Raw genomic sequence first — 13644 nt, forward strand, 5'->3', positions numbered from 1 at the left:
GATGAGTCAATATCGCATCCCAAAGGATATGACGAGTGAATTAAAAATCAACAAAGCGTTATATCTGACCGATTTCTTCATCTTGGTTGGATTAATCCCATTCACGATGGTCATGAGTAACATCGTTCATGATTCGTTGCTATGGTACTTTTATCTTTTCATGGTTATTGTGGCAGGCCTGCTAATTATCAGACCTGCCACAAATCCAAAAAAACGAATCTATGAAGCTGTTTACTACGCCATTTGTAGACGAAAGGATACCTACACCGCCATTGATTATGTGATTGACGATGATGAAGATACCGAAGAAATCGGGGGAGCAAAGGAGGATGAACATGGCGATCTTCGATGAGAAAAAGAAGAAACGACTACTAGGAAAAAAAGGCTCCAACGGTACATCTGTTTTTGTGGAATCTGATACTAACAATACGACCCCAAAAGAAAAGCCAATGAAACAGAAAGTGCAATCGAGTTTTGCGGATATTGCCCCGGTGATCGATATTACGGGTAATGGCTATTTGCAATTGTCGATTAATGACGGATACATGGACATTGTGCAATTGACATCGATGGATATTTACTCGTTAAACCAAAATGACAAGGATAAAATGATTTTCTCTTTTGCGTTTTTCTTACAGTGGTATCAACACGACCTGAAAATCATCCCTTTCGATTTTCCGGTCGATACCTCCCGCCAGCAACGGTTTGTATTGGAGAAAATGGACCGCACGACAAACGAGAAATACCGTATGTTTTTAGAACAAAAGCTACGTGAGCTTCAATTCATTGAAAAAGAACGTTCCAATCGTGAATTTTACATGTTCATTTATGCAGAGGATGAATTCACCCTACGTTCACGGATCAGTGACATCACCGGCCAAATGAGTACGGTATGTCCAATCATTAAACTGACCGATGAAAAAAAGATCAATATTCTCTATAAGTTGCACAATTTAAATTCAAAAAACCGAAGCATAAGAGGTGAATCATAATGTTAACCACACTCTTAGATAAAATAAGACCGTCTTCATCGCCTGAAGAAATAGGGTACAATCCGTATTTATTATCGACCATTCAACCCCAAGGGGGGATCAAATTTCATGAGGCTTATATTCGTAAGGGTGATGGCTATGAGACCTCTATACACATCTATGATTTTCAAACCATTGTGAGCGACTTTTGGTTGGAAGAGATCATGAATATGCCCAATGTGATTGCTTGCTTAGATATTGGTACACCGAACCGTAGGGATGTGATTCAAAGCATCAATAAAAGCATGGCCGAACAAAAAACAAGGGGTATTCAAGCAAAGGATACGGCTGATTTGATAGATGCCAGCGAAAGCTACGAGGAATTGAAAGAAGTCTACAACGACATTCGTCAAGGGGAAGTGGTAAAACGAATGGTGCTACGGTTGTTTATCGCTACCAAAACCATGGATGAATTGGAGCTTCGGGCGAAAAAAGTGATGGGTGATTTGGAATCTCTGAACTTTCGTGGCAGCGTGTTTCTGAACGAGCAGGAATACGAATGGGAAAGTTTATTTAAGAGTTATCGCTCGCAAATCAAGTATCCCAATCATCGAAAAGGAGTAGAGATTCCTGCCCTTTCATTGGCTGGTGGATTTCCTTTTCACTATACAAGTTTGGATGATCCGTATGGCACCCATTACGGTACAACCGATACAAATGGCAACGTCATTTTTGATATTTTCCATAGGGATTCTCGACGAAAATTCTATAATGCTTTGATAATTGGAAAGATGGGTTCCGGAAAGTCCACCCTTTTGAAAAAGGTAGCACTGGACAATGCGATAAAAGGACATCAAATACGTATTCTGGACATCACGGGAGAATTTACAGACTTAGCACAAATGCTCGATGGAAAAGTGATTGCCCTGGATGGAAGCAACGGATCGATTAATCCTCTTCACGTATATAAAGCTGCTACCGATGATGACGGTGTTGCTAATCAGGAAGCATCGTTTACGCAGCATTTATCCAAACTGAGTGTGTTCTATCGATTTCTGAATCCTGATGTTAGCAATGAAGAAATTAAAGAATACGAGAATCTTTTGAGAAAGTTATACATTCATCATGGTCTATGGGAGGAAGAATCGGACGATAACCAAATCACGGATTTAAAAGCTGAACGTTATCCGGTTTTCTCTGACTTTTTGAAACTACTACAGAGTGAACTCTATGAAAACGTGGAAAAACAAAAAGTCGATGAAACGATTAGTGTACACAAACGCGAACGATTGGAAAACATTGAACTAAACATTGCGAATGTCGTTCAAAATTATGCTCACTTGTTTAACACTCATTCGAGTATCGATGATTTTTATGCTGAGGACTTTGTTTCTTTTCCATTGAGAAATTTATCGGAATTAAAACCGGAAATATTTCAGGCCCAGTTGTTTAACGTGATGAACATGCTATGGGATGGCATGTTGAGCAATGGTCAACCGCAATTTCGAGCTTTCAATAAGCATCGATTAAAGTTTGAAGATGCCATAAGATATTTGATTTTAATTGATGAAGCACACCACATCATTAATACAAGAAAAGGTTCAGAACATGGCGTCCAGTATTTGCAACGATTCATGCGTGAAGCAAGAAAGTATTTCGGCGGTATTTTCTTTGCCAGTCACGTCATTGAAGACTTTGTTCCAGATAATGCAGAACAAAGTGCAGCAGAGGAAGTCAAAAAATTATTCAGTTTAACGCAATACAAATTTATTGGTGAACAGGATAGTGAGTCATTAGGAAAATTAAAAGAAGTATTTACGGGGCAGTTAAATAGCTCGGAATTGAGCCAAATACCTTTTCTTCAAAAGGGGCAAGTCATCCTCTCCATATCCGGTTTAAAGAACATCAAAATGAGCGTGGATGTCTCCCAAGAGGAACTGGACTTGTTTGGCGGAGGTGCTTGATCATACATGAGTTCTTTTGTTAGAGGGGCAGCAAGAGTCGGGTTATTTTTAAGTAGCTTAGCCACAGTAAAAGCCAAAATTATTACGTTTTTGGTTCTAGGTTTGCTTGCTTTTCTCTTTGTTTTGATCATTGGTATCTTTCAAACGTTGATCGGAAGTACAGGAGACAATGCCATGGAAGGGGACTATGATTTTATATCATCTGGAACGCAAAACCTTTCACCAGCAGTAGAAGAATTAAGGCCTCTTTTTGAAAAATATGCAGAAAAGTATGGCATTCCGGAATACGTCGATTTGCTTATGGCAAAAACGCAACAGGAATCCGGTGGAAAGCTCCAGGATGTCATGCAAGCCAGTGAATCACTAGGACTTCCACCCAACACGATTGATGATAAAGAAACCAGTATTGATGTGGGAACTCAGTACTTTGCGCAAGTGTTAGAACAAGCAGGCGGGGACGTAAAACTAGCCTTACAATCCTATAATTTTGGATCAGGCTTCATTGATTATGCGAATGAACATAACAACGGAAAGTATTCGAAAGAGCTGGCTATTGAATATTCAAGGAAGCAATATCAAAAGGTCAAGCATACAGGAAATTATTCTTGCATTCGACCAGAAAGTGCGGAAACGGGAGCTTGCTATGGAGATATTGGATATGTCGATGCTGTGATGGCTTATATGCGTCCATCTTTTGATATAGATGGGGATGTGGAAGAAGTGGTTGAAGTTGGTACGAAATGGATTGGAAACTCTGACTATGTATTCGGTGGGGGACGTTCAAGATCAGAACAAAAACAAGGGATATTTGACTGCTCTAGCTTCGTTCATTGGTCTTTTGAACAAGTCGGAGTGGAGCTTGGAGATTTAGGTTCGGTCACAACAGATACGCTAAAAAACAAAGGCCAAAGAGTCTCCTATAGTGACGCTCAACCTGGTGATTTAGTGTTTTTTGATACCTACAAAATCGATGGACACGTGGCCATATTTGTTGGTGATGGGCAGTTTATCGGAGCGCAAAGCAGCACGGGTGTTTCGATTGAAAACATGGAAGAAGGCTATTGGCAGGACGCCTTTAATGGGCGTGTGATACGCCTTTAAAAAGAATAGGAAGGGGGCGTTTCCATGGATACATTTAAAGCCTTTAAATCGATTTCTACGATTATTTTAGTTGTTCTATTGGTGCTGAATGGAGTGGTGTTTTTCTCCATTCAGCAAAGGGATACTACAGAAGGTCAAGAGCTCGATCCATCCGAACAAATCCAAGAATTAAAACAAGAAAATGAACGACTTCGCCACCAAGAAGAATTTCAATCTTTAACCGGTCGAGAGGAAATTTTTAAGCAGTTAGAAGAACAGGCTGAACGATTTGCTCATCTAGCTTTTGTTCAGAATGTAGACGAATATCAAACGAGAAAAAATGAGGCAGAAGAAGTGATGAATGAAGAACTTTTTGATCGGTTTTATTCAGCCGAAATGTACGGGGGAGGAGAAGTGGAAACAGATATCAGGGAAGACGAATATTTCATAAAAAATGATCCCATAAGTAGTGAAAAAATGGATGTGATTATTAAGTTGAAGCATGACATTTACTATGTACAAACCGATGTGGAAGAAACATCAAATGTGCTCATTCAAGTGACATTTGAACGTCAAAATGATACTTGGATGGCCACTGATTTAGACGAGTTAACATAGAAAGGGAGGGTGGAACATGTTCAATAAAGACCGTGTAAATTTGAGAAAAAGAGTTAGTAAATGGTACATCATTGGTACTTCTTCTGTGTTTTTGGTGATGGCATATTTTTTATCATCAGGGTTGTTTATGGAAGAAGAATTTGATGTTCTCGCTTCTCCTATAAAAGAAGAAATTGACACAAGAGGGCAAAGTGAAATGGAGATTTTAGAATGGATTTATGACAAAGGACAAAATAAAATGCAGGTCTTATTAGACATAAAAGACTTACGATTTGATGCAGAAGAATTGCAATATCGAGCCATTCAACGTTCAGATGCAAGAGAATTGCAGGTTACTATTCCCTATCAATTAGAAGAATATGTTGTCGTGAATATCGATGGTATTGATCAGGAATTTGTGCAAATGTCATTAGAAGTTTTGGAAGAAAATGAGGAGGGTGAATATCAACAAATTGCTCAACTATTTACCGATATGAGAGAGGTAGATCGAGAACAAATCGACACGATCGATCAGGAAAATTATTTATTTTATGTGATGGATACTCTTATTGAAACATCCGAAGAAGATATAAAAATGTTGGAAAATCAAAGAGAGGAATCGAAAAACGAAGTAGCAGAAATGGACGATGAAATACGGCAAATAAAAAATGAAAGAATGTATGAAACAGAAGAAGAACAATTACAAACAGACAATTATATAAACTCCTTAGAAGCCGAAAAAGAGCAAGTGATTTCAGAGGAAGAAGAGATCAAAGAAAAGATAAAAATAGAGAAAGAACGCATCAAAAATTATAAAGAAAGAAAGAGAGATTCAACCATTTCTCCGTCATAAATGAGTCGAGTTTTTATCATTTTAATGCCCCTATTTTGTAGAGAAAATCAGCCGAATATAAATCAAAAATTGGCTGATATGGGGCTATTTTTAAGAATAATAATCGGCACAAAGGAGGCACAAAGGGGTAAAATCGTGGCACAAACTATGCACAAACATATAAAAAGTATGCACAAAAATGGCACAAAACGATAAAACGATGATATCACTGAAAAATCCGGCACTGCCGGATATAACACGCAAGTGTTATCATTTTTTCCTTATGCTCTTTCTAACTAGTAGTCTTGCACATGCCAAAATCCGGTGTGTTAATGAAAAGGGGGAGGTTTATCGATGGATATTATGATTCGAAATGTAGACCCAATGGTGGTAAAAACTATCGATGAAAAGGCCAAAAAAATGAAGCAATCCAGACAGGTTTTTTTAAAAAACATGATCGAGAATTATGTCATGATGCAGGAGTTAAATGAGCGTGAAACGGAATTAAAAACAACGCTAGAAAAAAATACAGAAATGTTGATGATGGTTGGAGATCACTTGAGACGTCATGAAGAGTTATTTGATGCCCTTTTAGATGAATAAAGAAGGTGAATAATGGTGGTTGAATTAGGAAAGAAAACCGCAGTTGTTGTAAAGTCTCAATTCACTTTACCAGAAAAGAAAGGGGATCATCGTTTTAATGATTACTTGAACTATTTAGACCGACAAGAAGCAAAAAGTAATGGTGACTTTTCTTCGTACAATGATTACATGGATGATGAAAAAAAAGCGACATCCTTATTCTCCCAAACAGATGATTATTTAGATGAGGAGAAAAAGGAAAAGATGAAGCAGGTATTTAAATTAGCACAAAAACGTGGAAGCATTTTATATCAAGATGTTGTTTCTTTTGATAACCGTTGGTTGGAAGAGAATGGAGTGTATGATGCGAAAACAAAACAGGTCGATGAAAAACGATTGAAAAACATCACACGATTAGCGATGAAGGAAATGCAAGAGAAAAATAAACTGGATGGCAATACGGTTTGGTCAGGAGCTATTCATCATAATACGGATAATATTCATATTCACATTGCTACGGTTGATTTATCTCCGGTTGATCATCAACGAGGAAAACGAAAGTTAAAAACGCTAGAAGGTATGCGTTCTATGTTTGTAAATAAGATCAATGATCGTTCAAAACAGCATCAGAAAATTAATGATTTGATAAGAAATCGAATGGTCAATAAGAAGAAAAACCATAAAACATTTACGATATTCAATCGGAAGTTTAAAAAAGACTTTCTTTCCATCTATAATCAATTACCTTCTAATAAACGGTATTGGAATTATGGATACCAGAACATTAATCATGTAAAGCCTGCCCTGAATGATTTAACCAAAAGGTATATTGATACGTACTTCAAGGAAGAAATGAAGCAATTAGAAACAAAACTTAATAAAGAAGAAAAAGTATTAAAACGGACATATGGGGAAGGAAATCAAGCAAGGTACAAGGATTATAAGAAAAATAAAATCAATGATTTATATAAGCGAATGGGGAATGCCTTTCTTTCTGAAATGAGAGAGTACGATAAAAAAATGAAGGACATTGAACAGTCATCAAGCAGTACTCACAAAACCAACTATAATCAAAAGAATCATCAAACCATACGAAAAAATGTAGCATTTCAACAAGTCAAATATGGATTGGATCGAATGGTGTATTCCGAATTAAATTCTTACAAGAATCAGGCTTCCTATGAACGAATGCAACGAAACATTGAAAGGGGGAACTCCATGTGAGTGAAGGTATTTTAAAACGAATGCGTTTATCTGGTGATTCCGTGGAATATATAGAGGATTATGCAAGAGAAAAAGGGTTTCCTGATGGTCGTATGAATCGAACAGTGGATCTTATTATTCAAGAACATAAAGAGATGAGAGAACGGAAAGAGAATGAACAAGAAACAGGAAACGAAATGATACAAGAAGTGTCCGACTCCGTTAGCAAAGAAATGAAAAAAGAAGTGAAACGTATTTTACTAGGAACTAACAATGCAGACCGGAACACACAAATTCTTATTGAGCTACTAAATGGATTAATGATTCACAATAATATATCAGACATTGTAACGACAGATGATATGGAATCGAAGCCCGTTACAACGGCTAAAGAAAACGTGCAAGATCGCATAAAACATTTACAACAAAAGCGTGCGGATTACTATACAAAACAGGGAGGTCAATAAACATGTCGGTAAAGTATGAACATGTATTTATTAAAGAAATTGGCGAAAACGATTTGATTGTTTCTACCAGTAAAAAAGATTATCACATTCTCCTATCCGAGGAAGAAATGAGCGATTTGCAAACGTTATTGATAGAAGAAGAAGTCGAGTATGTGTTGTTCGATACGGAAAAGGAAGTGGTGGTTTTTGATGACCGTTTGAACATGACGGAAATGGAAAATGAAGAGCTAGAAAATATTCATGAAGGCGTAAACGATGAGGGCATGATCGACTAAAGAAAGGAGCGTTGACCGTGGCATATAAACAAAAATCAGCTGAAGCTAAAAGGAAAGAAATTGCTCAATTAACAGAAGACCGAGATGCTCAAGTGGAGAAATTCTTTACAACGCCGGAAGACATGAAAGAATATCTTTCTTTCATGAGCAAATTTTATACCTATTCCCCTCGGAATTCCATCTTAATTCAAAAACAGTTTCAAGGGGCAGAAGCTGTTGGTAGTTTTGATTTTTGGAAGAAAAAAGGCTACTCGGTGCAAAAAGGGGAAAAGGGCTTGAAAGTGTTCGTTCCTGTTCGATATAAAACCTTCATTCGTGAAGAGAATGGCAAGAAGAAATCGGTGAGTGTGAAATATGCAACGAAGGCTGAAAAAGAAGCGATAGAGAAAAAGGAAATCGAAACAAAAGATCATCTTACGTATCGGGTCGGACATGTGTTTGACGTATCCCAAACGAATGCAAAAGCCGAAGACCTACCAAAGATTTTTCCAAATAAATGGCTGGAAGGGGAAGTAGCAAACTACGATGAGATGTTCCAGTCTTTAAATGGGTTAGCTGAGAAAATGAATGTGGAAATAATGGAGGAACCCCATCGGGAATTAGGAGCTGCGAAAGGGGCGTATATAGAGTATCAACAGTTAAATAAAGATGGTCAAATGGAAAACCACAAAGGAATTGAATTGAATCCTCGTAATTCAGAATTGAACAATATTAAAACAATCATTCATGAGTTAGCCCATGCCAAACTTCATCATTCCAGTACAGAACATTCTAAGAACCTCAACCATAATGAAAAAGAATTTCAAGCTGAAATGACTGCATATACGGTTTGTTCCCACTTTAATATTGATACCAGTGATTATAGCTTGAACTATCTTCACACCTACACAAAAGATCACGATCAGATTAACGACAAATTAACATTATTAGAAGAAGTGAAAGATACATCTTATACATTTATTACACACCTGGAACAAGACATATCGAAGACGAAGGAAATAGAAGATACGCTTTTAAGCAATCAGGAGTTACAAGATCGCTTTTCAAATGTCGATGTGATTATTCATGGAGACGTGCATTCTATTGGAGACTTATCTCGTGATGACTTCGCTAAAACGTTCACCGACCAGTATGGGAATAACATCTTAAATCATGGAAATATACGAGGAAAAGAACTATTTGAGCAAGTGGCAGCCTTTAATCAAATGAATGAACCGTGGACGAAACATGGCGACAGTGTAAAAATGCTAGATACAAACGCAAAAGCTCCACAGGCGTATATAGAGTGGTCAGAAACGCATCTTGATCGAAGAGTTATGAATGTCTCAGACATGGATAAGATGCTTGCTCAGAAGAATCTGGAAAGCCTGCAAACCATTGGGTATGACAAAACAAGGGTACGAATGATTATTCCGGAAGAAAAGCGTGTAGAAGGCATGGATCGAATGGACTTAGGCGATGGACATTATCATGATTTGAAATCCCATGTAGAGGAAACAGCTAGCTCTTTAAAGGAATTTGTTCCTGATACTCAAGAGCATTTAAAAGGTGTGTATACAAAAGAAGCTATTTCCAACACGTTGCACGCTATGTATAAGAATGATTTTTATAATCGTTCTTCCGAAATGGGAACTGAGGAAGCTAGAAGAGATAATATTCGTGCAACAGAAGACTTTTCCGTCACTCACCATTATTTATCATCCCATGACGTAAAGAACATCCAGCAGCAAGCACAAGAAGACTATCTTACCCACAAAGAGGAAATGGATGCTGCCAATACAACGGTACAGTTAAAAGACTCCTTTCAGCAATTTCAAGAGAAAGCATGGAAAGAAAAGTCTGGTGAACTTTCAGAAGATAACATTGTAGATCGTATGGCTGCTGAGAATCAATATACGGCATTAAAGCTCCACGCTTTAAAATCAAACGCCCTTACCGAAAGCTCTATTGTTCGGATGGAAAAAAATGTTCGGAAAGAAATGGAGGACACCCCATTTACAAAAAGGGTCAAAGACACCCCCTTTGAAAAGAAGACTCCTCATCAGAAAAATTCGAGTTTTAGCATGTAAGAAGCTAATCAGGAGCGAAAGGGTGATTTTAAGTGTATAGGAGGAAAAATACGGCTAGAGTAACGACAGATGAGATCAATCAAGCGAAAAGTGTATCAGTATTGGATTTTATCGATGCTAATGGCATTGACGTTAAGAGAGAAGGCCGAGGGAGTGATCCGTATTTTCGTTTAGTAGACCATGACAGCTTGGTCATTAAGGGAGAAAAGTTTTTCTGGAATAGCCGCCAAGAGGGAGGACATGGGGCCATTAGCTTTGCCATGACCTATTATGACTTGAACTTTCCGGAAGCTGTTAAACGGATTAATGAACATGCATATGCTCCAAGCATAAATCACATATCAGAAGTGAAGAAAGAGCCTTTTCGCTATCCCCACTATTTTGAAGTCGATAACACAGAGGAACTACAAAACTATTTGGTGAATGATCGGAAAATTGATCAAAGGGTAGTGAATTGGTGTATCGAGAAAGACCTTATCGTTCAAGATAAGAAAGCTAATGTTGTATTTAAATGGAAAGACATGAAAGGAAACATTATTGGCGCAGATCGGCAAGGGACTCAGTCAATGGATAACAAAAAGCAACATACGTTTAAACAAATTGTTCCCAACTCTGCAGAAACAGGTGGTTTTATGATTGATGTAGGGAAAAACATTGATAAAGTCGCCATCTTTGAAAGCCCCATTGATCTCCTTTCCTACTGGTCCGTGAAAAAGGGAGAAGTGCAGAACACACGGTTGAAAAGCATGAGTGGTCTTAAAGAACAATCTCTCATGGATGCGATTAAAGAGCTAAATCAAAACGGCCAGGATGTAACAAAAGTAATTTCGTGCGTTGATAATGATGAAGCCGGAAATCATTTTCATGAACGTCTGAGTAGATTGTTGAAAAAAGGAGCTCTGGAAGATCAACGACCGACACGAACAAAAGATTGGAACGAAGAATGGAAACATTTACAAAGAAGCAAAGAGAATTCAAAGAATCTATCTTATGGGATGTGAACTTGCATCCTTTTTTCCTTTATTTGTGTTATTGTAGTATTATCGTATAATAATCTCGATGACTACCACTATTGCAGCAGTTCAATCCACGCACCCATATAGGATGCGACTTCAAGTTTTTTCATTTACTAGCAAACTTCTACTTTTCCCCTGGTGACAGCTTCGCCGGTACTACCCCTAGTAGTGTGATGTAGAACACACTAGATGGAGTTGACCAGGAACCTCAGCGTGGTAGAGTGGTTCTTGTCCGCAGGGGAAACCCTGAAACACTCGAAGAAAGAGGAAACATGGGTAAGAACCAGAAGCGCAAGGATGGCGACCTCGGTAGCCGTTTCAATATGGATGAGAAGACCTTCAAGAAGCTAGCCGAGAAGGCCAAGGAGAACGAGAAGAAGGACAAGGACAACAAGAAGAAGAAGTAAGTAAAAGCCTACCCTTAACTTTCGCCCCCACCCTCCTCAGGGTGGGGGCCTTTTTCGCTTTGTCTCTCGTAGCATCAAGGTGATGTAAGACACAAAAGCATTGATCAGGCCCATCAACGTGGTAGAGTAGTTCTTGTCAGCAGGGAGAAACCCTAAACCTCAACGGGAAGTAAGGAACGGACGATGGCTAAGCAGAAGTGTCCAGGATGCGGTGAGACCAAGAAGTTCAAGGGAACGGCGTGTTCTCCGAAGTGTGCAAAGGTAGTGGCGAAGGACTACCCGAGCTTGCATCTCAGCTGCGGGTGTAATAAGCATAACCTATTCCACAACTGTGCTGACAAGTATAGAGAGCGTACTTATCCCCCTCCTATTTCTTTCTATTAGTAAATCATTTTCTTCTTGAAGCAAGTGAATGGATCGTGGATGGAGCTGATACAGTGGGACATGTTCGATTTATCCCTTGACGAAGTCGGGGGATAAATCAGGACATGTCGGATAAATGCGGATATGTCCATATCCGTATTTATCCAGTGCCAACAGTTCTAACGGAGAGTGAACAATGTCACTCTCCGTTAGAGCCTTTTTCTTTTCCTATAAGTTCCCCGACCCTCATTTTAGAGGGGCGGGGACTTGCTTGTTACTTCTTCTTCTTGTCGTTGCCCTTTTTGTTCTCCTGCATCTTCTTCTGGGTCTCCTTGCTGACCTTGATCTTCATGTTGCTGCCGACGTCGTTCGGGTTCGACTTCCCGTCCTTCTTGCCCATTTAACTCTCCTTGTTTCTGGTATCTGGGGCTTTGGCTGTCCCCTGCGAACAAGAACAACAATACCACCTTGACCGTCACTGTCAAAGCCCTAGCAAGTGTGACCTGCATCACCCCTTACCTTCAGGTTCCAACCAACAGGAGGCAGGGGGCGTTTATGCCGCGAAAGCCCCTTGATATGGAGGGGTCCCCTCGAAACAGACTCGCCGGAGTCGGTCCCCCCGGGGCGTTTTTTCCCCGGGGGGATTGACTTCGGGGAGCTCGAGGGGACAGAGGCTCCATGTCAAGGGGGACCGTGGAATAAAAAGCCCCCTGCCGGAAGGGGACGCACAGGGGACATGTTCGATTTATCCCTTGACGAAGTCGAGGGATAAATCAGGATATGTCGGATAAATCCTCGGATTTATCCTAAACTCATTTGTTTAAATTTTTATCTTTAGCCTTCATTTTTATTTTGCTATTTTACATTTTTACAAATAAAAAACGTTTATTCGTTTCTTCTTTTATTTATTTCTATAAATAAACATTTCTTCAAAAAGACAGAGGAATTCTGTAATATTCTCTACATTTTTTCTTGAGTTGCTCTAATAAGAAAAGTGTAAGAGAATATTGAATCTCTTAATAAAGTTGTTCCGTTAAAGGTCCATTTAATGGAATAAAGGTTATTAAGTTAGTCTAAATTTTGTTATAATACCACATAGGGGTATGTTTTAAGGGAATTGGTCAGTATGAAAATCTAAAATATTTGAGCGGAGGTTGTAACAATGAAAAAAAAGCAATTAATAATAGGGTTGCTTGCTTTACTTACAACTATGATTTTAGCAGCTTGTGGTGGAAATGAAGAATCAGCTCCAAATGATGATACCAATACGGAGACTGAATCTCACGAAAATATGGATATGAATGAAGAAGGTTCTAATGACCATCCAGGTCACGAAGGAATGAATCATTCAGGCTCAAGTGATGTCCCAGAAGGCTTAGAAGAAGCAGAAAATCCTACCTACCCTGTTGGAAGCCAAGCCATTATTAATGCAGAACATATGTCTGGAATGAATGGTGCTGAAGCTACAATATCTGGTGCCTTTGATACGACAGTTTATACTGTTACATATACTCCAACAACTGGTGGTGAACCAGTTGAGGATCATAAATGGGTGATTCATGAAGAAATTGAAAATTACGGTAATGAGCCGTTTCCACCAGGTGATGAAGTAGTATTAAACGCTGAACATATGGAAGATATGGATGGTGCTACGGCTGTCATTGATACAGCAGAACAAACAACTGTATATATGGTAGATTACACAGATACTGAAGCAGGAGAAAAGGTAATGTATCATAAATGGGTAACAGAAAGTGAACTTTCTCCAGTTGAATAAATACAAACAATTTAACCTTATTGTTATTCGTGGTTAATTGT

Annotated in this window: 15 protein-coding genes; 14 read left to right on the forward strand and 1 reads right to left on the reverse strand. The window is 38.7% G+C overall.

Features of this window, described 5'->3' with window-relative positions; genetic code table 11:
• The first annotated feature begins 1 nt into the window (after nt 1).
• The 13 genes from CEF16_RS02185 (at nt 2) to CEF16_RS24045 (ending at nt 11463) form a co-directional block, all read left to right on the forward strand.
• A complete protein-coding gene (locus CEF16_RS02185; protein ID WP_091587657.1) occupies nt 2–352 on the forward strand; it encodes a DUF5592 family protein in 351 nt (116 codons plus the stop codon).
• Nucleotides 336–992, forward strand: coding sequence for a hypothetical protein (locus CEF16_RS02190; RefSeq protein WP_091587659.1), 657 nt, complete (start codon nt 336–338; stop codon nt 990–992). The genes CEF16_RS02185 and CEF16_RS02190 overlap by 17 nt, the downstream gene beginning before the upstream one ends.
• The gene (locus CEF16_RS02195; RefSeq protein ID WP_091587661.1) at nt 992–2935 is read left to right on the forward strand and encodes a VirB4 family type IV secretion system protein; all 1944 of its coding nucleotides are present in this window, start codon (nt 992–994) and stop codon (nt 2933–2935) included. Before CEF16_RS02190 ends, CEF16_RS02195 begins: the two co-directional genes overlap by 1 nt.
• A 6-nt stretch (nt 2936–2941) precedes the next feature.
• Nucleotides 2942–4036 (forward strand): bifunctional lytic transglycosylase/C40 family peptidase, encoded by a 1095-nt coding sequence (locus CEF16_RS02200; RefSeq protein WP_091587662.1) that lies wholly within the window; start codon nt 2942–2944, stop codon nt 4034–4036.
• Between the two features lie 24 nt (nt 4037–4060).
• On the forward strand, nt 4061–4633 hold the full coding sequence (locus CEF16_RS02205) for a hypothetical protein (RefSeq protein WP_091587664.1): 573 nt from the start codon (nt 4061–4063) through the stop codon (nt 4631–4633).
• 16 nt (nt 4634–4649) lie between these two features.
• Nucleotides 4650–5465 carry a hypothetical protein gene (locus CEF16_RS02210; RefSeq protein ID WP_091587666.1) on the forward strand — a complete coding sequence of 272 codons (816 nt, stop codon included), beginning with the start codon at nt 4650–4652 and terminating at the stop codon, nt 5463–5465.
• Between the two features lie 333 nt (nt 5466–5798).
• The gene (locus CEF16_RS02220) at nt 5799–6047 is read left to right on the forward strand and encodes a ribbon-helix-helix protein, CopG family (protein ID WP_091587669.1); all 249 of its coding nucleotides are present in this window, start codon (nt 5799–5801) and stop codon (nt 6045–6047) included.
• A 12-nt stretch (nt 6048–6059) separates the two neighbouring features.
• Entirely contained in the window at nt 6060–7250 is a 1191-nt protein-coding gene (gene mobP2 / locus CEF16_RS02225; RefSeq protein WP_170031524.1) for a MobP2 family relaxase, read from the forward strand.
• Nucleotides 7247–7696, forward strand: a complete 450-nt coding sequence (locus tag CEF16_RS02230; RefSeq protein ID WP_091587671.1) for a hypothetical protein — start codon at nt 7247–7249, stop codon at nt 7694–7696. Before mobP2 ends, CEF16_RS02230 begins: the two co-directional genes overlap by 4 nt.
• A 2-nt stretch (nt 7697–7698) precedes the next feature.
• Entirely contained in the window at nt 7699–7971 is a 273-nt protein-coding gene (locus CEF16_RS02235) for a hypothetical protein (RefSeq protein ID WP_091587673.1), read from the forward strand.
• A 17-nt stretch (nt 7972–7988) separates the two neighbouring features.
• The gene (locus tag CEF16_RS02240; RefSeq protein ID WP_091587674.1) at nt 7989–10040 is read left to right on the forward strand and encodes an ArdC-like ssDNA-binding domain-containing protein; all 2052 of its coding nucleotides are present in this window, start codon (nt 7989–7991) and stop codon (nt 10038–10040) included.
• Between the two features lie 32 nt (nt 10041–10072).
• A complete protein-coding gene (locus CEF16_RS02245; RefSeq protein WP_091587676.1) occupies nt 10073–11041 on the forward strand; it encodes a DUF3991 and TOPRIM domain-containing protein in 969 nt (322 codons plus the stop codon).
• 236 nt (nt 11042–11277) lie between these two features.
• Nucleotides 11278–11463, forward strand: coding sequence for a hypothetical protein (locus tag CEF16_RS24045; protein ID WP_139186012.1), 186 nt, complete (start codon nt 11278–11280; stop codon nt 11461–11463).
• A 614-nt stretch (nt 11464–12077) separates the two neighbouring features.
• Here CEF16_RS24045 and CEF16_RS02250 read toward each other — a convergent pair.
• On the reverse strand, nt 12078–12338 hold the full coding sequence (locus CEF16_RS02250) for a hypothetical protein (RefSeq protein WP_139186013.1): 261 nt from the start codon (nt 12336–12338) through the stop codon (nt 12078–12080).
• Nucleotides 12339–12988: 650 nt separating this feature from the next.
• Here CEF16_RS02250 and CEF16_RS02260 point away from each other — a divergent pair.
• Nucleotides 12989–13603, forward strand: a complete 615-nt coding sequence (locus CEF16_RS02260) for a YdhK family protein (protein ID WP_170031527.1) — start codon at nt 12989–12991, stop codon at nt 13601–13603.
• Nucleotides 13604–13644: the final 41 nt, after the last annotated feature.

Source organism: Alteribacillus bidgolensis (assembly GCF_002886255.1).
In the GTDB taxonomy this organism is placed as follows: domain Bacteria; phylum Bacillota; class Bacilli; order Bacillales; family Marinococcaceae; genus Alteribacillus; species Alteribacillus bidgolensis.

What these genes read in the sequence shown, in the direction of transcription:
- mobP2 (WP_170031524.1), top strand. Translation starts at nt 6,060, where the DNA reads ATGGTGGTTGAATTAGGAAAGAAAACCGCAGTTGTTGTAAAGTCTCAA.
- CEF16_RS02190 (WP_091587659.1), top strand. Translation starts at nt 336, where the DNA reads ATGGCGATCTTCGATGAGAAAAAGAAGAAACGACTACTAGGAAAAAAA.
- CEF16_RS02195 (WP_091587661.1), top strand. Translation starts at nt 992, where the DNA reads ATGTTAACCACACTCTTAGATAAAATAAGACCGTCTTCATCGCCTGAA.
- CEF16_RS02200 (WP_091587662.1), top strand. Translation starts at nt 2,942, where the DNA reads ATGAGTTCTTTTGTTAGAGGGGCAGCAAGAGTCGGGTTATTTTTAAGT.
- CEF16_RS02260 (WP_170031527.1), top strand. Translation starts at nt 12,989, where the DNA reads ATGAAAAAAAAGCAATTAATAATAGGGTTGCTTGCTTTACTTACAACT.
- CEF16_RS02185 (WP_091587657.1), top strand. Translation starts at nt 2, where the DNA reads ATGAGTCAATATCGCATCCCAAAGGATATGACGAGTGAATTAAAAATC.
- CEF16_RS02235 (WP_091587673.1), top strand. Translation starts at nt 7,699, where the DNA reads ATGTCGGTAAAGTATGAACATGTATTTATTAAAGAAATTGGCGAAAAC.
- CEF16_RS02205 (WP_091587664.1), top strand. Translation starts at nt 4,061, where the DNA reads ATGGATACATTTAAAGCCTTTAAATCGATTTCTACGATTATTTTAGTT.
- CEF16_RS02210 (WP_091587666.1), top strand. Translation starts at nt 4,650, where the DNA reads ATGTTCAATAAAGACCGTGTAAATTTGAGAAAAAGAGTTAGTAAATGG.
- CEF16_RS02220 (WP_091587669.1), top strand. Translation starts at nt 5,799, where the DNA reads ATGGATATTATGATTCGAAATGTAGACCCAATGGTGGTAAAAACTATC.